General features: G+C 66.7%; 17 protein-coding genes. 6 read left to right on the forward strand and 11 right to left on the reverse strand.

The window, feature by feature from the left end:
* Positions 1-115 precede the first annotated feature (115 nt).
* Complete coding sequence (locus J2X62_RS22200) at positions 116-502, forward strand: hypothetical protein (protein ID WP_310183402.1); 387 nt, start codon at positions 116-118, stop codon at positions 500-502.
* On the opposite strand, the gene J2X62_RS22205 is transcribed toward J2X62_RS22200, so the two are convergent.
* Together J2X62_RS22205 and J2X62_RS22210 are read right to left on the reverse strand one after the other, a co-directional pair.
* Entirely contained in the window at positions 465-3,872 is a 3,408-nt protein-coding gene (locus J2X62_RS22205) for an ATP-dependent DNA helicase (RefSeq protein WP_310183405.1), read from the reverse strand. The two genes, J2X62_RS22200 and J2X62_RS22205, sit on opposite strands and share 38 nt — an antisense overlap.
* Positions 3,869-7,195 (reverse strand): ATP-dependent helicase, encoded by a 3,327-nt coding sequence (locus tag J2X62_RS22210; RefSeq protein WP_371832749.1) that lies wholly within the window; start codon positions 7,193-7,195, stop codon positions 3,869-3,871. The genes J2X62_RS22205 and J2X62_RS22210 overlap by 4 nt, the downstream gene beginning before the upstream one ends.
* A 111-nt stretch (positions 7,196-7,306) precedes the next feature.
* Here J2X62_RS22210 and J2X62_RS22215 point away from each other — a divergent pair, with 111 nt between their 5' ends.
* From J2X62_RS22215 to J2X62_RS22230, 4 genes are read left to right on the forward strand one after another with little or no spacing between them, the layout of a single operon-like run.
* Positions 7,307-8,083 carry an alpha/beta hydrolase gene (locus J2X62_RS22215; protein ID WP_310183410.1) on the forward strand — a complete coding sequence of 259 codons (777 nt, stop codon included), beginning with the start codon at positions 7,307-7,309 and terminating at the stop codon, positions 8,081-8,083.
* Positions 8,084-8,425 (forward strand): MGMT family protein, encoded by a 342-nt coding sequence (locus J2X62_RS22220; RefSeq protein ID WP_027496546.1) that lies wholly within the window; start codon positions 8,084-8,086, stop codon positions 8,423-8,425. It begins immediately after the preceding gene.
* Positions 8,422-8,868: a PaaI family thioesterase gene (locus J2X62_RS22225; RefSeq protein ID WP_228139195.1), complete on the forward strand. Its 447-nt coding sequence runs from the start codon at positions 8,422-8,424 to the stop codon at positions 8,866-8,868. Before J2X62_RS22220 ends, J2X62_RS22225 begins: the two co-directional genes overlap by 4 nt.
* 13 nt (positions 8,869-8,881) lie before the next feature.
* Positions 8,882-10,663, forward strand: coding sequence for an NTP transferase domain-containing protein (locus J2X62_RS22230; protein ID WP_310183413.1), 1,782 nt, complete (start codon positions 8,882-8,884; stop codon positions 10,661-10,663).
* Here the strand turns inward: J2X62_RS22230 and J2X62_RS22235 are convergent.
* The 6 genes from J2X62_RS22235 to J2X62_RS22260 form a co-directional block, all read right to left on the reverse strand.
* A complete protein-coding gene (locus J2X62_RS22235) occupies positions 10,620-11,354 on the reverse strand; it encodes a sirohydrochlorin chelatase (protein ID WP_080729270.1) in 735 nt (244 codons plus the stop codon). The genes J2X62_RS22230 and J2X62_RS22235 overlap by 44 nt on opposite strands.
* The gene (locus tag J2X62_RS22240) at positions 11,351-12,532 is read right to left on the reverse strand and encodes a uroporphyrinogen-III synthase (protein ID WP_045841967.1); all 1,182 of its coding nucleotides are present in this window, start codon (positions 12,530-12,532) and stop codon (positions 11,351-11,353) included. The genes J2X62_RS22235 and J2X62_RS22240 overlap by 4 nt, the downstream gene beginning before the upstream one ends.
* 20 nt (positions 12,533-12,552) lie before the next feature.
* Positions 12,553-12,930 carry a nitrite reductase small subunit NirD gene (nirD, locus tag J2X62_RS22245; RefSeq protein WP_027496542.1) on the reverse strand — a complete coding sequence of 126 codons (378 nt, stop codon included), beginning with the start codon at positions 12,928-12,930 and terminating at the stop codon, positions 12,553-12,555.
* A 128-nt stretch (positions 12,931-13,058) separates the two neighbouring features.
* On the reverse strand, positions 13,059-15,554 hold the full coding sequence (gene nirB, locus J2X62_RS22250) for a nitrite reductase large subunit NirB (RefSeq protein WP_048320220.1): 2,496 nt from the start codon (positions 15,552-15,554) through the stop codon (positions 13,059-13,061).
* 59 nt (positions 15,555-15,613) lie between these two features.
* Positions 15,614-17,017 (reverse strand): NarK/NasA family nitrate transporter, encoded by a 1,404-nt coding sequence (locus J2X62_RS22255; protein ID WP_027496540.1) that lies wholly within the window; start codon positions 17,015-17,017, stop codon positions 15,614-15,616.
* A gap of 224 nt (positions 17,018-17,241) precedes the next feature.
* Positions 17,242-18,483: an MFS transporter gene (locus J2X62_RS22260; RefSeq protein ID WP_230074289.1), complete on the reverse strand. Its 1,242-nt coding sequence runs from the start codon at positions 18,481-18,483 to the stop codon at positions 17,242-17,244.
* A 98-nt stretch (positions 18,484-18,581) separates the two neighbouring features.
* On the opposite strand from J2X62_RS22260, the gene J2X62_RS22265 reads away from it, so the two are divergent.
* Positions 18,582-19,274, forward strand: coding sequence for a FadR/GntR family transcriptional regulator (locus tag J2X62_RS22265; protein WP_027496538.1), 693 nt, complete (start codon positions 18,582-18,584; stop codon positions 19,272-19,274).
* On the opposite strand, the gene J2X62_RS22270 is transcribed toward J2X62_RS22265, so the two are convergent.
* The 3 genes from J2X62_RS22270 to J2X62_RS22280 form a co-directional block, all read right to left on the reverse strand.
* The gene (locus J2X62_RS22270) at positions 19,264-20,118 is read right to left on the reverse strand and encodes a TIGR02569 family protein (RefSeq protein WP_027496537.1); all 855 of its coding nucleotides are present in this window, start codon (positions 20,116-20,118) and stop codon (positions 19,264-19,266) included. The genes J2X62_RS22265 and J2X62_RS22270 overlap by 11 nt on opposite strands.
* 68 nt (positions 20,119-20,186) lie before the next feature.
* On the reverse strand, positions 20,187-21,353 hold the full coding sequence (gene moeZ / locus J2X62_RS22275; RefSeq protein WP_027496536.1) for an adenylyltransferase/sulfurtransferase MoeZ: 1,167 nt from the start codon (positions 21,351-21,353) through the stop codon (positions 20,187-20,189).
* A 76-nt stretch (positions 21,354-21,429) separates the two neighbouring features.
* Entirely contained in the window at positions 21,430-22,458 is a 1,029-nt protein-coding gene (locus tag J2X62_RS22280) for a DUF3152 domain-containing protein (RefSeq protein ID WP_370878773.1), read from the reverse strand.
* Positions 22,459-22,639: the final 181 nt, after the last annotated feature.

Raw genomic sequence — 22,639 nt, forward strand, 5'->3', positions numbered from 1 at the left:
AGTCGAGATCATTCACGGCACGCAGCGTAACCCCATGCCGCGCTTCTGCGTCGACAACCGACCGCTTCGAGCGGACCGGATGGGCGGATGCAGCACCGTGTGGCACGGTGTGTGCATGACACAGAGACCGAGTCAGGCCGCAGCGCTGCGTCTCGCGGCATTGCTCGCCGGCGCCGGAGTACTCCATTTCGTCACTCCCCAATTCTTCGATGCGCAGGTACCGACCGCCCTGCCAGGTTCGGCGCGGACGTACACCCAGGTATCGGGAGTAGCCGAGCTCGCTGTGGCTGCCACGTTGGCCGCACCCCGCACCCGTCGAGTGGGCGGTGCGTTGGCAGCGGGCCTGTTCGTCGCGGTCTTCCCCGCCAACATCAACCTCGCATGGAAGTACGTACGCAGCTCCAAGACGTCACCGGCCTTGAAGGCCGCCATGATCGCTCGTCTCCCCCTGCAGATCCCACTGGTCACCGAGGCTCTGAAAGCTCGTCGACTGGCACGGTAGTGTCGACGTCGTCCACGACGGATCGACCTTCGAGCAGCGCCGCCAAAGCTGTTGCGTCAGGCAGCTTTTCGGGCGAGATGGTACGACCGCTTCGGACGTAGTGGAACGCCGCACGGACGCGATCGAGCGGTACCGGCTCGGCACGACCGACGGACATCAACTCCGCCCACGCCAGCCGGTACGCCGCCAGCTGCATCGCCACCGCCTGCTGCTCGGACGCCGACGGTTCGGCACCGGTTTTCCAGTCGACGACGGTCCAGCCGCCGTCCGGGTCGGCGAACACCGCGTCGATCCGACCGCGCAGCACTGTTCCAGCCACCGACGTCTCGAACGGCACCTCTACCTCCACCGGACTGCGCAGTGCCCAATCGGAGGCCTCGAACGCCCGCTGAAGAGTGTCCAGGTCCACATCGGCAGAAGCACCGGTATCGGCGGAGCCCGGCAGTTCGTCGAGATCGAGCAGTCGGGTCGCGCCGAACCGGCGCTCGATCCACGCGTGAAACGCTGTTCCCCGGCGCGCCAACGGATTCGGGGGAAACGGAAGTGGCCGGCGCAGTCGCGAGGCGAGCGCATCCGGATCTGCCGCCAAGTCGACCAGCTGAGTCACCGACAGGTTTTCGGGTAGTGCGACATCGACCCCGGCAACGGCCCGCGCCGAGCGCTCGGCCAGCAAGGTCCGGACGTCGAAGCCCCACTTCTCCGGGTCGTCCTCGTCCTCGTCTTCGTCCGAATCATGGTGGGAGCCGGCCCTGTCGGCCAGGGCCCGCAGAACCTCGGCCGCACCACTCTCGATCGCGCCTCGCCGCGGCCCGAGCGGATCTCGCGGCCAGGATGCCGTATGCGGCTCGGCCCCCAACGGGTTGACGGCTCCGGCTTCGGGGGCCGGTGCCCACTGCTCGACCACCGCGACGGCGTCCTCTGCCGTCGAGGTGTACCGGTGGAGCTCGTCGAGAAACTCGGACGGGCCACGAGGCTTCGTGGACGTCTCGTCCCACTGATGCGCCGAGACCAGCAGCACCCGTTCGGTTCTGGTGAGTGCAACGTAGAACAGTCGACGATCCTCGGCGAGCCGACGCCGAGCGAGCGCATCCTTGTGCCGCTTGACGGCGTCCTCGAGGTCCTTTCGGTTGTAGAGGTCCTCGAGCTCGAGTACCGGTACCCCCTCGGAACCTTCACCGTCGAGAGCGCGGTCGCCGCGCAGGGAAGGCGGCAGTTCGGCCATCGCCCCGAGCCAGGTCGACGAGGCGTTCGAGGACGGGAACACTCCGGTCGCCACGTGCGGTACGGCCACGACCTCCCATTCGAGGCCCTTCGCCGAATGCACCGTCAGCACCTGTACTCGATGCGGGGCGACATCGACCTCCCCCGGAGCCAACCCGTCCTCGACAGTCTCGGCCGCCGCGAGGAACGACAGGAATCCGGTGACCGTGGCCGTTGGATTGTCGGCGTAATCGGCCACCACATGGGCGAATTCGTCGAGATGCTCGCGCCCGACTGCCCCATCCACACCGAACGGTGTCCGCGCCTGCGCTTCGACGCCGATGCCCATGATGCGTTCGATGTCGGCGACCAGTTCCGTCAGCGGCTGCCCGATACGGTCGCGCAACAGATGTAGTTCTCCGGCGAGCGCAGTGATGCGTCGGTGCCCGGCCTCCGAATATCGTTCGGCCGAACCTGGATCGGCGATGGCGTCGGCCAGACCGGCCTGCTCCGACTGTTCCCCCGGCAGGGCACTTCCGAGCGCGGCGTCGAGCGCCTGTGGGTCGTCGACACGGCCCGCGGTGCCGTAGCCGCCCCGAATCTCGAGCTCCTTGGCGCGCTGAGCGAGCGCCCGCAGATCGGCGGCCCCGATCTGCCATCGGGAGCCCGTGAGGATGCGCATGGCCGAGCTGCCCGCAGTCGGATCGGCCACCAGACGCAGCATCGCGATGATGTCGGCGACCTCCGGCACATGCAGCAATCCGCCGAGCCCGACCACCTCGACGGGTAGGCCACGGCTACGCAGCACCTCGGCAATCGGCTCGGCATCGGCGTTGCGCCGCACGAGTACCGCGGCACTGGGCGGAGGCCGGTCCAGTTCGAGGGCGTCGCGGTAGTGCTCGGCGATTCGGTCGGCGATCCATTCCCGTTCGTCGAGGACGGTGTCGGTGACGGCCAGCCGTACATCGCCGGGCACCGCGCCCGGCCGGGCCCGCAGGGTCGGCACCGGTACACCGACGCGGCGCAGGGGGTCGGTGATCAGATTGGCGAGAGCGAGTGCCTCGGGCGGGTTGCGCCAGCTGGTGAGGAGTTCGAGCCGCGGTGCGGGACTGCCGTCCGCCTGCGGGAAATCGGTGGCGAACCGCGGCAGGTTCGCCGCTGACGCCCCTCGCCACCCGTAGATCGACTGCATCGGATCGCCCACGGCTGTCAGCGCCAGGGTGGCATCGCTACCGGATCCGAACAGTGAGGACAGCAGCACCCGCTGGGCATGACCGGTGTCCTGGTATTCGTCGAGCAGAACGAGCCGAAAGCGTTGCCGCTCTGCGATTCCCACTTCGCGATGTTCGGCCGCGACCCGCGCCGCCATCGACATCTGCGAACCGAAATCCAGTGCCCCTTCGTGCCGAAGCGTCTGCGCAAGTCGTTCCACCAACGGCAGCAACGTGATTCGTTGATGTTGGGCATCGAGGATGTTGAGCAGCTCCTTGGTCGGCCCACCACGTTGACGCGGACCGGGGCCGAGTGTGTGCACCAATTTCTCGAGTTCCACGTGCGCCTCGCGCAGCTGGTCGGGGTCCACCAGATGCTCGGCCAGCTGACCGGAGAGGGCGAGTACCGCCTCGGTCACCGACGTGGGATTTCGGTCGGTGTCGAGATCGCCGTCCCACGTGCTGACCACACGATGCGCGAGCTGCCACAGTTCGGTCTCCGACAGCAGCGTCGCGGAGGGCTCGATGGGCAGCAACAGGCCGTGCTCGGTGAGCAGTCGCCCGGCATACGAGTGATAGGTGCTCACCTCCGGCTCGGCGGCGAGAATACGTTCGCGCAGTGCCAGACTCGGATCCAGCGCGCGCACCAGATCCGACCCGGCGAGCCGCGCCAGCCGAGCGCGGATTCGGGACGTCAGTTGCTGCGCGGCCTTTCGGGTGAACGTCAGTCCGAGTACCTGATCCGGATCGACGAACCCGTTGGCCACCATCCACACCACTCGCGCGGCCATCGTCTCGGTCTTCCCAGCCCCTGCGCCTGCCACGACGAGCGTCGGACCGGGTGGGGCGGCGATCACCGCCGCCTGCTCGTCGGTGGGTGAGTGCTTCTGCCCGAGGGCGCGGGACAGTTCGACGGGTGAGACCCGCACGGTTGCGCTGCGCGTCGCCGAGGCGGTCACTGCTCGGTCACCTGCCGTCCTGTCTCGTGGGCCGGGCAACTGGATTTGACGGGGCAATGTCTGCACCCGTCGTTGACTCTGGCTTCGAAGACGGGACCCTGCGTCGCCGAGGCCGCCCGGTGGACGGTGTCTCGCCATTCCTCGAGTTTCTCCGGTGTCGGCACCTCCTGGATCCGCTGCGTTGCGCCGTCCTTGTTGTGCGGTTTGGCCACGAACACCAACCGAGCACCCCCGGGTTCGCCCGCGGGCTCACCTTCGATCGCACCCGCGGCAGCGGCGACCTGATACGTGGCCAATTGATGGTGGTTGCGCGCGTCTTCCTTGGACATCACCGTTTTGGCCGTCTTGACGTCGATGACGACCGGGCGGCCGTCCGGATCGTGTTCGAGCCGATCGATCCGGCCGCGCAGGGCGACCGCAGGCTCGTCCTCGGATCGGGCGGCCAGAATGCCGTCGACCTGTACCTCGACGCCCGCCTCGGTGAGCTCGCCTCGGGTGCCCTGCAGCCAATTCTCGAACGTGTCGAGCATCGCCCCGGTTCGATCGAGCTCGTGACGCGAGAACCACTGTGATCCGAGATCGACTGCATCCCAGGCCGTCTCGAGTGCCCGCCTGAGCTGGTCCGGTGGAATCCTGCCTGCCACTGCCTGCACCAGAGTGTGCACGAGGGTTCCGGTGACGGCGTGAGTGTTGGTGCCGTCGTTTCCTCCGTGACGTTCGAGCATCCAGCGCAGCGGGCACGTGGTGAGCTGTTCCACCGTCGATGGCGAGAGCGGGACCGGCCCGTCGCCGAGGTGCCACAGGGGCTCGCTGGTGCTGAGCCCCGCAATCCCGAACCACTCGTCGGGATGTGCGCCTCGGACGCCGGCCTCGGCGAGTGTGGCCAGGTGCCGCGCGGCGCGTGCTCGCTTGTCCGGATCATGTTCGGCAACAACGGGATCGCAGACGACCCCGCGAAGCTCGGCGACCAACATCGGTAATGCCAACACCCGGTGCGGGGTCGGCGGCTCGGAAACTTCGGGCAGCGGGACGGGATCTGCGTCGCCGTCGACTCCTCGGAGTTCGTCGACGAATCGGGAGCGAACCAGATCGGTATCGCCCGTGCTCGAGTCCACGGCGGTGACGAGCAGAGTGGAGCGCGCGCGACTGCACGCCACGAGGAAGAGCTTGCGTTCCTCGGCGAGTAGCGGTGCAGCTTTCGACAGTCGTCCGTCGAGGGCCGCAGCCGCGTCGACCTTGCCGGACACCAGATCGACGAGCGTGTCGGTTCCGAGGAGGCTGCCGCGCGCTCGCAGACCCGGCCACAGCCCCTCCTGAACCCCGGCGACCGCCACCAGTTCCCATTCGCGACCGGCTGCCGAGTGCGCGCTGAGCAGCGTCACCGCATCGGCCGGCGCGGTCGAACGGTTCGAGCTCGAGGTAGGAATCTGTTGCTGCGCAATGTAATCGAGAAATCCGCCCAGCTGCGCGCGCGGCAGCCTGTCGACGTAGGCCGCCGCGGCGTCGAAGAGTGCGACCACCGCGTCGAGGTCTCGATCGGCTTGAGCACCTGCGGACCCACCCCACGCGGACGCGGCGGCCCAACGCCGCTCGAGTCCGGACGCCTGCCACGCAGCCCACAGCACGTCCTCGACTCCGCGGCCTTCCCGAGCCACCGCTCGCGCCTTACGAACGACGCTCAGGGCTCGTCGCAGCGGTGCCGCTTCCACGTCCGACAGGCCAGTGATCCACCCGAACTTCTCTCGCGTCTCGCCGGTGAGAACGACTCTGAGCAGTTCGGCCGAATCGCGCTCGCCGCCCGAGGCCAGTTCGAGTCTGCGGACACCTCGGCGCAGCCGCCGCAGACCTACCGGATCGGCACCCCCGATCGGGCCGGACAGCAGCGCCAGCGCATCTTCTCCGTCGAACGACGGGTCGGAGAGCGCCCGCAGCACCAGCAGCAAGCCCACCGCTCCATGCTGGCGATGCAACGGCAACTCCGAAGCCGGGGTGATCATGGGGACACCGGCCGCGTGCAGAGCGCGACGCAGCGGCGCGACGGTACGCGGGACCGACCGCACGACGATCGCCATCTCGGACCAGGGCATTCCGTCGATCAGGTGCGCGCGTCGCATGGCGTCGGAGATGATCGCGGCTTCCTTGGCAGGCGACGACACGACGTGTACCCGGGCCTCCGGCTCGCCGAACCGAGCCGTGGCCACCGGCTCGGGACTGCGGTGCCGACCGAGCCCGGGCAGTCGCCCCGCCACGATGTCGGTCAGTTCCGCCACTGCAGGCACCGATCGAAAGTTCCGCGTCAGAACCACCCGTCGAGGCGAGTCCGCATCGAGCAGATCGGCCACGAACGTGGGATCCGCTCCACGGAACGTGAAGACGGATTGATCGGGGTCCCCGGCGATCACGGTCGATTCGGTATCGGTGCCGATCAGCCGAATCAGCTGCGCAGCTTGCGGATCGAGGTGCTGTGCATCGTCGACGACGAGGTGCCGGATGCGGGCGCGCTCACTGCGCAGCAGGTCCGGATCGGTGGCGAACGCCATCAGTGCGCTGCCGATGAGCTCGGCCGCGTCGAGGCCCGGTGCCGTGGCCCCTGCGGCTTCGACGCCGACTGCGCCGCGCAGCAACATGGCTTGTTCGTATCGAGCCGCGAACTTGCCGACGGCGATCCATTCGGGTCTGCCGTGCGTGCGGCCGAGCTTGACCAGATCCTCGGGTCCGATTCCGCGTTCTGCTGATCGGAGCATAATGTCTCGCACCGCGGTGACAAATCCTGCAGTACCGAGAGCCGGGCGCAATCGATCCGGCCAGTCGGTCGCTCCGTCCTCGATGTCGCCCCGCAGCATCTCGCGGACCACCGCGTCCTGCTCGGCACCGGTCAGCAGTCGAGGAGGCGGATTGCCGTAGAGGGAGGCCTGCAACCTCAGTACCGCGAACGCATACGAGTGCACCGTGCGTACCAGCGGTTCGCGCGTGGCGCGCAGCGCGTGATCGCCGCTGAACAGACCGGCGGTGATCTGCTCGCGGAGCGTGATGGACGCGCGCTTCGACTGAGTGAGCACCAGGACCGATTCCGGATCGCCGGACACGATTCGGGAGACTGCGTAGTCCGCCACGAGCGCTGTCTTTCCCGAGCCGGGCCCGCCGAGCACCTGCCAGGGGTTCCATCGAGGAGCGCCCTGAGCCGCCTCCGCCGCCGAATCGGGAGTCCACGCCAGCAACCGGGCAGCGGAATCGGTCCACCGGCGGGGCGGCTGCGCCACCCTGGGTGCACGGACGAGGGTGACCGTCGCGCCGTGTCTGCCGTCCGTGCTCATGCGGGACATGCAATCACGACCCACCGACACGAACGGCCGTGCCCCGATCCGGCGGCCCGGGGGCGGCAGCCGACCCGTCCCTTTCGAAACCGGGGCCTTCGATGCGGCATAGTGGTTCACGTGCCCGAGTTGAATCTGCATACGTTCGGACCCGCAGACGGTCCCGAAATCCTCGCCGTTCACGGTGTGACCGGCCACGGTGCCCGTTGGTGGGACCTCGCCGAGAATCACCTGCCCGAGGCCCGCATTCTGGCTCCCGATCTGATCGGCCACGGCCGTTCTCCGTCCGTTCCACCGTGGGACATCGACGCTCAGGTCACCGCACTGAAGGCCGTGCTCGACGCCCATGCGCGCGGTCCGGTCGTGGTGCTCGGACATTCGTACGGCGGCGCGTTGGCCGTGCATCTCGCACAGCGGTTCCCGGAGGTGGTGCGCGCGCTGGTGCTGCTCGATCCTGCGATTGCCTTGCCGCCGGAGGAGCTGCTCGAGGTCGCCGAGGCCACTGCGAAGTCCCCCGATTACACCGACGCCGACGAGGCGCGTTCGGAGAAGATCCACGGGGCTTGGGCGGACGTGCCCACCGAGTTGCTCGACCGCGAGGTCGCCGATCACCTGGTCCCTGCCGGCGGCGGGAAGGTCGCGTGGCGAATGTCGATTCCGGCCATCGTTGCGACGTGGGGCGAGCTCGCTCGTCCGATCGTGGTGCCCGCCGAGAGCGTCCCGACCATCGTGGTGCGGGCCATGCGCGTCGAACCTCCTTATGTGACCGAAGAATTCGTGTCCGCGCTCCGAGACAAGCTCGGCGAGAACCTGCGCACCGTCGAACTCGACTGCGATCACATGGTCGGCCAGGCCAAGCCGGCCGACGTGGCCGAGCTGGTGCGATCCCTGCTGTAGATGGCTCCGATCACCGAGGCGCAGGTGGAGCGGGTACGCGCGTTGGTCGCGTCGATTCCCGTCGGTTCCGTTGCCACCTACGGGGACATCGCGGCGGCGGCCGACCTGTCCAGCCCCCGCATCGTCGGGTGGATCATGCGGACCGACTCCGCCGATCTGCCGTGGCACCGTGTCCTGGGTGCAAGCGGAAAGCCTGCGGCGCATCTGGCGACGAGACAACTCGAGACGCTGCGCGGTGAAGGTGTCGAGATCCGCGACGGGCGAGTGTCGCTGAAGTCCGTTCGCTTCGACTTCGGGGCGCTCCCCCAGCCTCCGACGTCGACCACTAATCTCGAAGGATGAACATCGGAGATCGGCTCGGGCAGTTCGATCCACGCCCTACGGCGAAGTTCGCCCTGTCCAAGGCGAGCACTTTCGTCGCCGCGGCCGGCCTGGTGATCGACGAGGTCTCGGGCACGCGGGTAGCGGGGCACATCGAGTTGACCGAGGAACATTTCACGCCCTGGGGCGTCGTACACGGTGGGGTCTATACCAGCGCTGTGGAAAGCGCCGCGAGCATCGGTGCGAGTGAGGCGGTCAAGGATCGCGGTGAGTTCGCGGTCGGAGTGCACAACGGAACCGATTTCCTGCGCGCCAGCAAAGGCGGACGGGTGGATGTTCTCGCGGAACCGTTGCAGCAGGGCCGCGTTCAGCAACTCTGGCTGGTCACGATCACCGCGACCGACAGCGGTAAGACCATCGCGCGCGGCCAGGTTCGACTGCAGAACGTGCCGCTGCCGACGTGATGGGATCGCACCGGTGAGCGGCTCGTCGACCGAGCCGATCTGCGACGCCATCGTGCTCGCGGGTGGTCGCGGCTCGCGAATGGCAGGCATTGCCGGCACGGCATCGGCAGAAGTCGACAAGCCCGCGCTCACCGTCGGCGGACGACGAATGGTCGACATTGCAGTGGCGGCCGTCTCGGACTGTCGCCGAACGGTACTGGTGGGCCCCACACGCGACGCAGTACCGGGTTCGGTTGTGCAGACCCGAGAGTCCCCCGCCGGCGGCGGCCCGGTGGCAGCTCTGGCCGCCGGACTCGAATCACTCGACGGGACAGCCGATCTGGTGGCAGTCGTAGCGTCGGACATACCGCTGCTGAATGCTTCTGCGGTGCAGTCTCTGATCGATCACTTCGACCGAGTCGAGACCGACGCAGTGTTCGCGGCCGACGCCACCGGCCGCACCCAGTTCCTGCTCGGAGTCTGGCGCTACAGCGCGCTGCGCTCGGCGGTGGCGGCGCTCGATACCGTCGAGGGTGCCCCGATGCGCGCACTCGTCCCGAACGAGCACCGCGTCGTTGCGGTTGCCGATATCGAGGACTGCGATACCCCTGCCGATCTGGTCGCCGCGCGCGCCGCAGCCGCGTCGAGATCGGAGGACGTACTCGACATCGACGCCGCGCACGAACGAATTCGACAGCGAGTAGCCGCCCTCCCGGTTCATCGAATTCCGTTGCAGGACACGGCTGGGACCGTGCTCGCGCAACCGTTGGTGGCAGCAACGGCACTGCCTGCGGTCGACATCTCCGCGATGGACGGATTTGCCGTGAGCGGACCCCCTCCGTGGACGCTGAGACCCGATATCGCCTACGCCGGAACGTCCGGCATCGCCCGACTCGCCGACGGGAGCGCAGTACGCATCGCGACCGGCGCAGCGCTTCCTCCCGGTGCCACTGCGGTCGTTCGCGACGAACACGCGGTCACGACACCGGCCGGCGTCGTGGAACGCGCACCGACGGCGACGTCGACCGACGACACGCGTCGCCGCGGCGAGGACTGGCTTCCCGGAACGGAGTTGGTTGCCTCGGGTACCGCGATCGACACTGCTGTTCGGTCACTCGCCGCGAGCGCGGAGGTGACCGAACTCGATGTGCGGGGGCCGGTTCGCGCACGAATTGTCATCAGCGGAAACGAGATTCGGGTATCGGGTCCGCTGGCACCCGGGGAGACCAGGGATGTACTCGGATCGGCGCTGCCGGAGTATCTGGCGCACTGTGGAATCGCTGTCGTGGACGCACTGCTGCTCGACGACACGGCGACCGCGTTCGCCGACCTTTTGGGAAGTACCGAGAACATCGACCTCGTGGTCGTGGTCGGAGCCACCGGAGGAGGCGCCGCCGATCAGCTACGCTCCACGCTCGCCGCCCTCGGTGCCGAAACCGTCGTCGGGCGAGTGCGCGTGCGACCCGGCGGATCCCAGATCACCGCGACCCTGCCCGACGGTACGGTTGTCCTCGGTCTCCCCGGCAATCCGCTCGCGGCAGTGAGCACGGCGCTGCTGACGGCACCGGCGATCGTCGACGCGCTCACCGCTCGCGGTCCGCGTTCACCGCGAACGGGGTTGTTGTCCAACGCATCCGAGGTTCGAGCCCCGATCCCTCGAATCGTTCCCGTGGTGGCCGACGGTACCCGCTGGCGAGCCGACATCAAGGTCAGGACAGCTCATCTGGCGCACCTCGTCGGCCGTGATGCGCTCGCCGTGATACCCGCCGATGTCAGCGACGACGAGCCGGTGACAATTCTTCCGTTGCCGTACTGAATTCCGAACCGGCCAGCAGCCGAACACCCTCGTGGTACCGCTCGACGACGAGATCGACGATGGCCGGATGCACCCCGAGCGGCGCACCGACGCCGTCGGCTCCCACGTCGGCCAACCGGTTGTGGAAGAGCCCACGAGCCAGCAGATAGCTCGCCACGAACACTCGATCGTGCCCGGCTTCCCGCAGTCCGGACACCGCCTGCGCGACGGTCGGCGTACTGGTGGCCACGTATCCGATCTTCACCGGTGTCCGAGCGGCGTCCGCGAGCATCGCTGCCGCGATCCGATGTTCCTGCAACGCACGAGGATCGGATGATCCTGCGGCCGCGAGCACGATGCTCTGGCCGGCTCGCCAGCCGGCGTCCCGGAGCCGATCGACCATCACTCGTGCGAGCACCGGGTCCGGCCCGAGGGCACGGGTGACGGCGACCGACGAGTGCGCACTGTCCGTGATCTCGCGCGGCACGTCGGTGTGGACGTGATAACCCGATGCCAGAAATGCCGGAACGACGACCGCGGATTCCGGAGTATCGCGCAGCACCTCGGACGGGGACGGTCCCAGCACGTCGACGAAGGCGACACGCGTGGTACCGATCTGCTTCGAGACGGCGTCGGCGAGCGCGGCGACCATCTCCACACCGCGCGGGTTTCGAGTGCCGTGTGCGACCAACACCAAGGTGGGTTCCATCAGTACTTACTCCCCTCGCTCACGGCAACAGCCCCCGCGGGTTCGTGTGCATCGCAGTCGGATTCGGTCTCGATATAGTCCAACGCGATACGGTAGCCGCGTTTGACCACGGTCTGGATCGCCTTGGGTGCCCCCAGTGAGGAACGGAGTCGGGTCATGGCGGTCTCCACCGCGTGGGTATCGCCACCCCCTCCGGGCAACGAGGCCAACAGGTCTTCACGGGAGACCACGCGCCCCGGATTACGACTCAACGTCTTCATCAGCGCCATCCCGGCCGGGGACACGGGCCGCACCTCCCCGTCGACCACCACACACCGTCCCCGAACACTGACCACATGCCCGCCTGCGTGCAGGCGACCGGTTCTCCTGGGCAGCTCCTCGGCGATGTGACGGGCGAGCGCGCCGAGGCGCGCACGCGCAGGCGCAGTGGTGGCAACCGACAGCTGTTCGAGCGGGGCTGCGGTGACCGGCCCCACGCACACCGGAAGCACCCGCGTACGCATCGACTGCAGCAGAGGCTCGAGTACGCCGTTCTCGTCGGCACGCATCAGCATCGACGCGACCGCCGGTGCCGAGGTGAAGCTGATGGCGTCGAGATCACCGACGACGACCGATTCGATCATGCGATCCATCGGACTCTGATCGTCGGGCGCCGTCCAACGGTAGACGGGCACCGGCACCACTTCGGCTCCGGCGCAACGCAGTACCTCGCAAAAATCCGGAACCGGCTCCCACTCGGTGGTCGCGCCGTGCAGTTGTACCGCTATGCGTTTGCCCTCGACGCCCTCGGCGAGCAGATGTTCGAGCACCTCGGCGGACGACTCGGAGGCAGGCGACCATTCCTCGCGCAGATCCGCCGCGCGAATGGCACCGGTGGCCTTCGGACCGCGCGCCAACAGTCGCGACGCACCCAGAGCACGACCGAGTTCTTCGGCTCGCCCCCAACCGTCGGCGGCCTCGATCCAGCCACGAAAACCGATTCCCGTGGTGGCGACGGTGATCTCTGGTGGTGCAGCGATGATCGCCGCGGTGACGCGTTCCAACTCTGCGTCGTCGGCGAGCGGGATGATCCTGATCGCAGGCGCGTGCATCACACTGGCCCCACGCCGCTCGAGCAAAGTCGCGAACTCCTCGGCGCGACGCGACGCCGTCACCCCGACGGTGAACCCGGCCAGAGGCATGTCCGCCCCGGCATTTTCGGTCACGTAGATCCGCCGCGGACGAGCACGACACCCTCGACCGTGGCGACCTCGAACGAGCCGAGCGAGACCTCCGCATCGTCGAGGCACCGTCCGTCGACGAGAGAGAAGACCTGCTTGAGCAGCGGAGACGCGACCGTGGGCTCGCCGCCGCGGTCGCCGACCAGACCACGCGACATCACTGCGGCCCGGCCGTAGGGATCTATGTTGCCCACGGCGAACAGTCGTCCGTCGTCGAGCAGGAACAGTGCCGCCTGGGTGCCGCCGCGCAGCAACACCGCCACCCCGCGACCCGGGATGAGAGCGTCGAGGGTGCAGGCCGGGGTCCAGTCTCGCGAAAGATCGTTCGGTACCGAAGTATGTGAATCGATGACAGTCATGGCGTACCTCCTGGTCAGCTATTTGACGCTGCCCGTGTTTCTTGGCCGTTAAGCGGCGATTACCCACCTGTGCACATGCGCTCAGGTTCGTGACCTGTCGGTTGTCAGGAACCCGTCACTCGAGCACGTCACGCTCCGATGCGCGGCATCCCCATCAGCACGGGCACCTTGCGTGCGCCGGACTCGTCGAACGCGATGGTCGGATCGGCCTCGGCCGGAGCGTTGACGAAGGACACGAACCGGCCGAGCTTCTCCTCGTCCTCGAGCACCCCTGCCCATTCGTCCTTGTAGCCGGCGACGTGGCGTGCCATGTCGGCCTCGAGTTCTGCGCCGATGCCCAGGCTGTCCTCGCAGACGACGGCTTTGAGATGGTCCAATCCCCCATCGAGCGATTCCAGCCACGGTGCGGTGCGTTGCAGGCGGTCCGCGGTGCGGACGTAGAACATCAGATAGCGGTCGATGTAGCTGACGAGTGTGGCGTCGTCGAGGTTGGACGCGAGCAACTGGGCGTGCTTGGGCGACTGGCCACCGTTGCCGCCCACGTAGAGATTCCAGCCACCTTCGGTGGCAATGATGCCGACGTCCTTGCCGCGGGCTTCGGCGCACTCACGTGCGCAGCCCGACACTCCGAACTTGATCTTGTGCGGCGAGCGCAGTCCGCGGTACCGGTTCTCGAGGTCGACGGCCATTCCCACCGAGTCCTGAACACCGTAGCGGCACCAGCTGGACCCGACGCAGCTCTTGACCGTACGCAGCGACTTTCCGTACGCCTGACCCGATTCCATGCCTGCGTCGACGAGCCGCTTCCAGATTTCGGGAAGCTGTTCGACGCGGGCACCGAACATGTCGATGCGTTGCCCGCCGGTCACCTTGGTGTACAGCCCGAAGTCGCGGGCGACCTCACCGATGACGATCAACTGCTCGGGCGTGCACTCCCCTCCCGGCATCCGAGGCACCACCGAATAGGTGCCGTTCTTCTGGATGTTGGCCAGGAAGTGGTCGTTGGTGTCCTGCAACGACGCCAGTTCACCGTCGAGAATGTGATCCGACGAGGTGGACGCGAGAATCGAGGCCACCACGGGCTTGCAGATGTCGCAGCCGGCACCCGATCCGTACTTGGCGATCAACGACGAGAAAGTTCGGGTGTTCGTCGCCCGCACGATCTCGAACAACTCGGCCCTCGACTGAGAGAAGTGCTCGCACAACGACTTCGACAGCACCACTCCCGATGCCGCCAGCAGCGATTTGATCGACGGCAAGCATCCTCCACAGGTGGTGCCTGCCGTGGTGCAGCTCTTCACCGCGGCCAGATCGCACGCACCGTCGGAGATGGCCGAGCAGATCGCACCCTTCGTCACACCGTTGCACGAGCAGATCTCGGCGTCGTCGGGAAGCGCTCCGATGCCGACCTGCTCGGCCGCCGGAGAGATCAGCGAACCCGGATCGCCCGGCAATTCGCGTCCGACGAGCGGCCGGAGCAACGAGTACGCCGATGCGTCGCCGACGAGGATGCCGCCGAGCAACGTCTTGGCGTCGTCGGTGACGACGAGCTTGGCGTAGGTGCCCTTGGGTGCGTCACTGAAGACCACCTCGAGCGCACCCGGAGTTGCGGCCATCGCGTCACCGAAGCTCGCCACATCGACGCCCATGAGCTTGAGCTTGGTCGACATGTCCGCTCCGGGAAACTCCGCTGCGCCGCCGAGCAATCGGTCGGCCACCACCTCGGCCGTCGAATATCCGGGCGCGACGAGTCCGTAGCATCGGCCTTCGACCGCAGCACATTCGCCGATGGCGTAGACGTCGGGATCGGAGGTGGTGCAGCCGATGTCGACCAGAATACCGCCGCGCTCGCCGACGTCGAGGCCGCTCTCGCGAGCCAGCCGGTCCTGCGGTCGTACCCCCGCGGAGAACACCAGCAGCGCCGCGTCGATCGTATCGCCGTTGCTCAGCTCGACCGTCAATCCGGCGCTGTCGTTCTCGGTGATCGACGACGTGCCCACTCCCACATGCACGTTCAATCCGAGATCGGTGACGAGGCGGGCCAGTAGCGCACCGCCGCCTTCGTCCACCTGAAGCGGCATCAATCGCGGCGCGAACTCGATGACGTGCGGCGTCATGCCCATCTTCTTCAACGCGTTCGCCGCTTCGAGGCCGAGCAGGCCGCCACCGACGACCACGCCCACGGCTCCCGGCCCGGCCTCGTCGGCACGCGCGCGAATCCTGTCCAGGTCGTCGAGAGTGCGGTAGACGAAGCACGCGGGCAGGTCGTGTCCGGCGATCGGCGGAACGAACGGGTAGGAGCCGGTGGCGAGGACCAGCGCGTCGTAGTCCACGGTGTCGCCGGCCGAGGTGACGACGGTTCGGTGGTCACGGTCGACGCGTTCGGCCCGCACCCCGGTACGCATCTCGACGAGGGAGTCGCCCGGATAGTCGTTGCCCGCCAACGCAAGTTCCTTGTGGTCCCAGGCACCGACGTAGGACGACAGACCCACCCGGTCGTACGCCGGCAGAGCTTCCTCGCACAGGATCGTGATCTTCCACTCGGCACCCTCGTCGCGCGCCCGCAGCGCCTCGACGAACCTGTGCCCTACCATTCCGTGCCCTACCACTACCGCGTTCTTCATTGCGGGTCCTTCCGATTTCGTTGCCGTGCAGAGTGTTTCGAGTGCGCCTGCACCGAGCGTCAGACGGCTACCGGTGCGTCGGCGTCGGCGGAGTCGGTCCTGCGCAGGTAGATCGCCCACGTGACGATCGCGCAGACCACGTAGAAGCCGAGGAACACCCAGAACGCTGTGGTGGCCGACTTCGCACTACCGGAGTACGACGCCCGCAGCACCAGGTTGATGGCGACACCGCCGAGTGCGCCGATGGCACCGGCGATCCCGATCAGTGCGCCGGACATCTTGCGGGACCAGTGCTGCTGTTCCTCGACCGTCATGCCCTGCAGTGCAACAGATTTCGCAGCGAAGATCGCGGGAATCATCTTGTACACCGACCCGTTGCCGAGGCCCGAGAGCAAGAAGAGTGCGATGAATCCGATGACGAAGAGGACCATCACAGTGCCGCTGGCCGCCCCTGGCGTCGAGTCGTCCCAGGTGCTGGCCGCTACCAGAATTCCGGTGGAGAAGGTCATGGCCACGAACGTGTACAGGGTGATTTTTCCGCCGCCGATCTTGTCGGCGAGCTTGCCACCGAACGGCCGCGACAGCGATCCCAGCAGAGGTCCGAGGAACGCGATCTGCGCAGCGTGCAGCGAGGCCTGGGCCTGCTGAGCCGCCGTGGCGGGCGCCCCGTCGGTCAATCCGGCCAGGAAGTTGATCTGGAGTACCTGCCCGAATGCGAAGCTGAAGCCGATGAACGATCCGAACGTGCCGATGTAGAGGAAGGCGATCCACCATGCGTCGGAGAACTTCAACACGTCGATCATGGAGCGGCCGTTGGTCTTCTGGTTGTCGAGGTTGTCCATGTACAGCGCGGCACCGACGGCGGCGATCGCGATGAACACCAGGTACACGGCGCAGACGATCTCGGGCGCGGTGTTGCCGATGGTAGCGATGACCAGCAGACCGATGAGCTGGATGACCGGTACGCCGATGTTGCCTCCGCCGGCGTTGAGTCCGAGGGCCCAACCCTTTTCGCGCTGCGGATAGAAGGCGTTGATGTTCGTCATCGACGAGGCGAAGTTACCGCCGCCGACTCCGGCGAACGCCGCCACGATGATGTACGTGGTGTACGAGGCCGGGTTCAACATGAAGTACATCGTCAACAGCGTGGGAATCAACAACACCAGAGCGCTGAAGATGGTCCAGTTGCGCCCGCCGAATTTCGCCGTGGCGAACGTGTACGGAATACGCAGGACAGCACCGACGAGAGTGGGGACCGCCACCAGGAAGAATTTGCCCGCGGCATCGATGCCGTAAACCGACAACGGCATGAACAGCACCATCACCGACCAGATCGACCAGATCGAGAAGCCGACGTGTTCGGCGACGACCGACCAGATCAGGTTTCGTTTGGCGATCTGCTTACCGCCGCCTTCCCACGCCTGCACGTCCTCGGAATTCCAATGCGCGATCCGGTGATTCACCGAGACGGGAACGGTTCCGGGCGGAACGGGTGCGGTGGCAGCAGAGCCGGTTTCGGCTGAAGCGCTGCGAGAAAGGCTGGTCACGTATGGCCTCCTGGTTCGGTGAGTGACACCAAGATAGGAAAGCCATGTTGCAGCGGCGCTGCGTGCGGTGACCCGCTGATTAACTCGTTCTCACCCGCTCGTCGGCGCGTACGTGAGATCGAACGCGTCGACGAGCCGGGTCACCAGGAGTCTTCGAGCATCCGAGGTCGACAGCACAGATAGCCGCCGACCAGCAGAATCACAACGCATCCGGTGAGCAGCGTCAGCGGCAATCCCCAACCGCCGGACACGGTGTGCAGGAAGCCGAACAGTATCGGTCCGGTGGCCGACACCACGTAGCCCAGCCCCTGGGTGAAGCCCGAGAGCGAGGATGAGCCCACCGCGGTGCGGGTCCTTAGATTGATCAGCGTCAGCGACATCGGAAAGGTCATCGTGCCGAGGCCGATCAGGCACACCCAGATCACCGTTCCGGCGGCAGGCGAGAAGTGCAAGCCGGAGAACCCACAGAGGTAGCACACCGCGGCGACCAGGACGAGGCCGAACGGATTTCGCAGTTTTGCGCAGAGGGTCGGCGTGGCCAGCGACGTGACCAGGCCCATCGCTCCGAACGCGGCGACCGAGGCTCCGGCCAACCCCTCGCCGATACCCGAGTCGATCAACAGCGTCGGCAGCCACGTCAACATCGAATACGTGATCAGCGACGTCATCGCGAACATCATCACCATTCCCCACGCGAGCGAGGATCGATGGATGCGGCCGCCGGATCGGGTGTGCACGGCCGCCGAACCGGCCTCGGCAGAGACGTCCTTCTCGTCGCGACCACGTCGGGCGATCACGACACCGAGCCACGGCAATGCTGCGGCAACACCGACGATCGCCCAGACCCCGATGGAGAGCCGCCACCCGTGGGCATCGGCGACCGGAACCGCGAGCAGCGGCGGAATCATGGTGCTGATCTGGAGTGCACAGATGTAGATGGTGCTGACCACTGCGAGTCGATCCGAGAAGTACCGCTTGACCAGAGGTGGGATGACGACGTTTCCGATACCCATGCCGGCGAGGGCGATCGCGGACAGCGCCAGCAACGACGCCGTGTTCGGCGCAAATGCCCGGGTGGCCATCCCTATCGTGGTCAACGCCATGGCGAGCAGGGCGGCGCGCTCGAGACCGGTGCGCTTGGCGAGAAACGGTGTCGCCAACCCGAACACGGCGAACATCGCCGGCGGCAGCATCCCGACGACGCCGATCACGGCGTCCCCGAACTGCAGATCCGTTGCGATCCTGCCGAACAGAGGGCTGATGGACGTCACGGCGGCGCGCAGCGTCAGCGCAGAGAGAACGATGGCGGCGAACACCAGTAGGCGGCCGCGAACGAGTGATGTACCGGTCTGGGTGGTCTCGGAAACGGTAGGCGCACTCACCGCGTAATCATAGGATGACCGGATCATCGGGTGCAACGCAGTATCATCGTCGGCGCAGCACCACGAGCACTGCACCGCCCCCAGAACGAGGAGCCTCCGTGCGCCAGGTCCACCGATCGAGCCTGATCACCCAGGTCACTGCAGCCCTGCGCGACGAGATCACGTCGAAACGATGGCCGGTCGGCAGCAGAATTCCCACCGAACCGGAGCTGTGCGAGATGACCGGCACCGGGCGAAACACGGTTCGTGAGGCCGTTCAGGCACTCGTCCACGCCGGCATGGTCGAGCGACGGCAGGGGTCGGGAACGTTCGTCATGACCTGCTCGGACCTCGGCGGCACCCTGGGCAAGTACTTCTCGGACGCCCGTTATCGCGACGTCACCGAGCTACGGGAAACTCTCGAGGTGACCGCAGCAGCATTGGCTGCGGATCGACGCGACGAGCACGACATCCGAGAGATGAACGACGCCCTCGAGAACCGCAATGTCGCCTGGTCGAGCGGCGACGTGCCGTTGGCCGACGCCGTGCGAATCGACGCGCGCCTGCATCGCAGCATCGTCGCCGCCAGCCACAACGCGATCTATCTGGAGTTCTACGACTCCTTGCTACCGGTGATACACGAGACGATCAGAGAACACGCCACCGCTCACGACGACGACTACGTCGCCGAGCACACAGCCCTCGTCGACGCGATCGTGGACGGTGATTCGGCCCGGGCAATCGCCTCCGCCCGGTCGCTGTTCCGCGAACTCTCCGCCCCTCCGGGCCACGCGCCCGAACCTACAGAATGAGACGCACCAGATCTGCCGTGCGCGCGAGGCCGGGAAATGCCTCCGACGTCGACCGCGGATGAAGTGCGTGCACAGCCAGACGAAACATCAACGCGCGCAACAGCATCTGCGGCCATTCCGGTAGATCGTCCCACCGGCCCACCAGACCGTCGTCGGCGTCTCCCCACGAGAGCGCGTCCACCACAGCGACGCCCGCAGCCCACGACGCCGGACGCCAGTACGGGGTGATGTCGCTGATCCCCGGTGCATCGCTGCCGGAGAACAACACCGTCCCGAACAGGTCGCCGTGTACCAATTGATCCGGCGATTCGACGGGCTTGCGCAGTGTCGCAAGCTGTTTGACCAACTCGAGGCTGCTCTTGCCGTCACTCGACGACGGCTCGGGCGCACCCGCACCGCGAGCGGTCCGTAGCGGAACGGCCTCCCAGGCAGCCCGGTCGGCCGCGACGAACACGTCGACGTCGGCCCACGGGGCGACGGGTGGCTGCACCAAGAAGCGGGGACGTTCCAACTGCGCGGTCGCTGCGTGCAACCGCATGGACAACGAGACCACTTCGTCGTGGCGAGGCTCGGGTTCGCCCGCGACGAACGTATCTGCACGCCAACCGGACACGACGTATCGACCATCGGTCGAGCGCACCGGTCGAGCGAGGCGAACACCGTCCACAGTCAGTGTTTCTCGCACCTTCGCAGACCAGGCTGCGCGAGCATGATCGGCGACGGGCGAGAGCACGACGTCACCCAGACGCCACCCTCCGTCCCAGTCCGCACCCAGTGGCGCAGGCTCGACATCGCGCAGCCCGAACGTAGAGATCACGTGCTGAGGAGGTTCGACAGAGCTCACGAACGCCACGGTACCGTCGATCGGGCAGAGCTCTGCGGACGACGCGCGCATGCGGCCCAGCCGCCACGTCAGTAGATGGGCAGGCCGGGCTCGATCTGCTTGGCCCACTCCACGATTCCGCCGTCGAGATGGGTTGCGTCGGTGAAACCGGCACCGACGAGAGCGTCGAGAACCTCCGCGGACCTGATGCCGGTTTTGCAGTACAGAACGATCGGTACCTGCTGTGGCAGTTCGGCCAACGCCGCACCGGACAGAATTCGCCCGCGTGGTATCAGCCGAGCGCCCTCGATGCGGACGATGTCCCACTCCACCGGCTCACGCACGTCGATCAAGGCGACCTCGCGTCCGGAATCCAACATCGCCCGTAGCTGCTCGGGGCTGATCGAGGCGTCGTCGGATTCGACGGCCGGCACCACCCCGCAGAAGGCGTCGTAGTCGATCAGTTCCGTGATCGGGGTTCGGTGCGGATCACGGGCCAGTCCGACGGTTCGGTAGCTCATGGCCAACGCGTCGTAGATCATCAGCCGTCCCAGCAGCGTCTCGCCGATTCCGGTGATCAACTTGATGGCTTCGGTCACCATCACCGACCCGATCGAGGCGCAGAGCACGCCCAGGACGCCGCCCTCGGCGCAGGAGGGCACCATTCCCGGCGGCGGAGCCTCGGGGTACAGATCTCGATAGTTGATCCCGACGCCGCCCGGAGCTGCATCCCAGAACACCGAGACCTGCCCCTCGAACCGGTAGATCGAACCCCACACGTACGGGATACCGACCAGTGCGGCCGCGTCGTTGACGAGGTAGCGGGTGGCGAAGTTGTCGGTGCCGTCGAGAACGAGATCGTAATTGCCGAAGAGGTCGATCGCGTTGGACGAGTCGAGGCGGACCCTGTGCAGCACCACCGAGACGCCGTCGTTGAGTTCGAGGATCGAGTCCCGTGCGCTGTCGGCCTTCGGTCGTCCGACGTCGGACCGCCCATGGATGACTTGTCGCTGGAGGTTGGACAGCTCGACGTCGTCGAATTCCACGATGCCCAGAGTTCCGATGCCGGCGGCCGCGAGGTACAGCAGCGCAGGCGAACCCAGTCCGCCGGCTCCGACCACGAGCACGCGGGCGTTCCGCAACCGCTTCTGGCCGTCCGTTCCGACGTCCGGAATGATCAGGTGACGGCTGTACCTGGCAACCTCCTCGGAGGTCAGTTCACCGGTGGCTTCGACCAGTGGCGGTAGGTGGACCACGCTCAGCGACTCTCCTCGACTCGACGGGGCGACCACATAACTGCGTTCGCCGCCTTCGAATCTAATCCGCGATCGCTCACCCGCGTGGATAGGGCCACGGGTTGAACCGGCAGGTCTTGCCGTCCATGGGCACGACGCCCTCGGGGTCGAGCCGCGCGATGTCGTCGTTGGCCGTTCCGAACGTCTGCTGCATCATCACCGGCGCCAGCCCGCCGTCGGTTTCGCACGGCTGATGCTGCTGGTAGCCGATGGCGTGCCCGACCTCGTGGTTGATCTGATATTGACGGTACGAACCGATGTCTCCCTGGAAGGAGATCGCTCCGCGTACCCATCTGGGTTCGTTGAGCACGACCCGTTCGATGCCGGGGTTGTAGCAGGACACCTCGAGTTGAATGTCGTATCCACACGCCTGCCGAATGGACATCTGCGACGTCAGGGAGATCCGGAAATCCGGGTCACCCTGATCGATACGGCGGAACGCGAAACGTGGGTCGTTGGTCCAGCTCTTGGGGTTGGCCAACGTCTGATCCACCAGACGGCCGAACGACTCGTCGCCGCCGAAACCGACGGTGTCCACACCGTCCTCGACCTCGACGGTATAGGTGAACACCCGCTCGGTTCCCTGGCCGACCTGCTCGGTGCTTCCGGCGACGGTGTGCCAGGTGCCTGCCCCCTGCACCGCGAACGGTCCACCGTCGGGCAGCTCACCGGACGAGATCGTTTCCGCGAAGTTGCCGTCGGCCTGCGGCGGGACCCCGATGATTCCGGTTCCGGACGTATCGGAGCTCAGCGTGCCGAACCCTGGGTCCTGCGAGGTGCCCTGAGAGGCGGTGCCGACGACCGGGTCACCGGCCCGAACGGCATCGACGACCACGAGCGCGGTGACGGCGATCAGGATCGGTACCGCGTACGCCCGCCAACCGTAGGTGGCGGCGAACTTTCCCAGCTTGGTCTGTTTGCGCACGTCACGCTCGGGACGGCGACTGCGGTCCTTGACCTCGCGCTGCGTCGGGTCCCACTGAGCGCGCAAGGGCTGATGCGACCCACGACCGCCCACGCCGCGTGGAAGATCGTCCGACCGCTCGTCGAACCCGCCGGACTGCACACCGCCGCGAATTCGCGGCTCGCCTCGGTCAGTCACTCGCTCACGATCTCACAATCCTGCTCGCTCGCCGCTCGGCACGCCGATACCGTATCGGGGACGGATCTATCGGGCTCTCGGTACGACAAACATCGTACAAACAAACCATCCGATGTGATTCGAGATCGCCCGTTTCCGACAAGGA

Origin of the sequence: Rhodococcus sp. 3258 (assembly GCF_031456475.1) — a bacterium.
GTDB lineage: Bacteria > Actinomycetota > Actinomycetes > Mycobacteriales > Mycobacteriaceae > Rhodococcoides > Rhodococcoides fascians.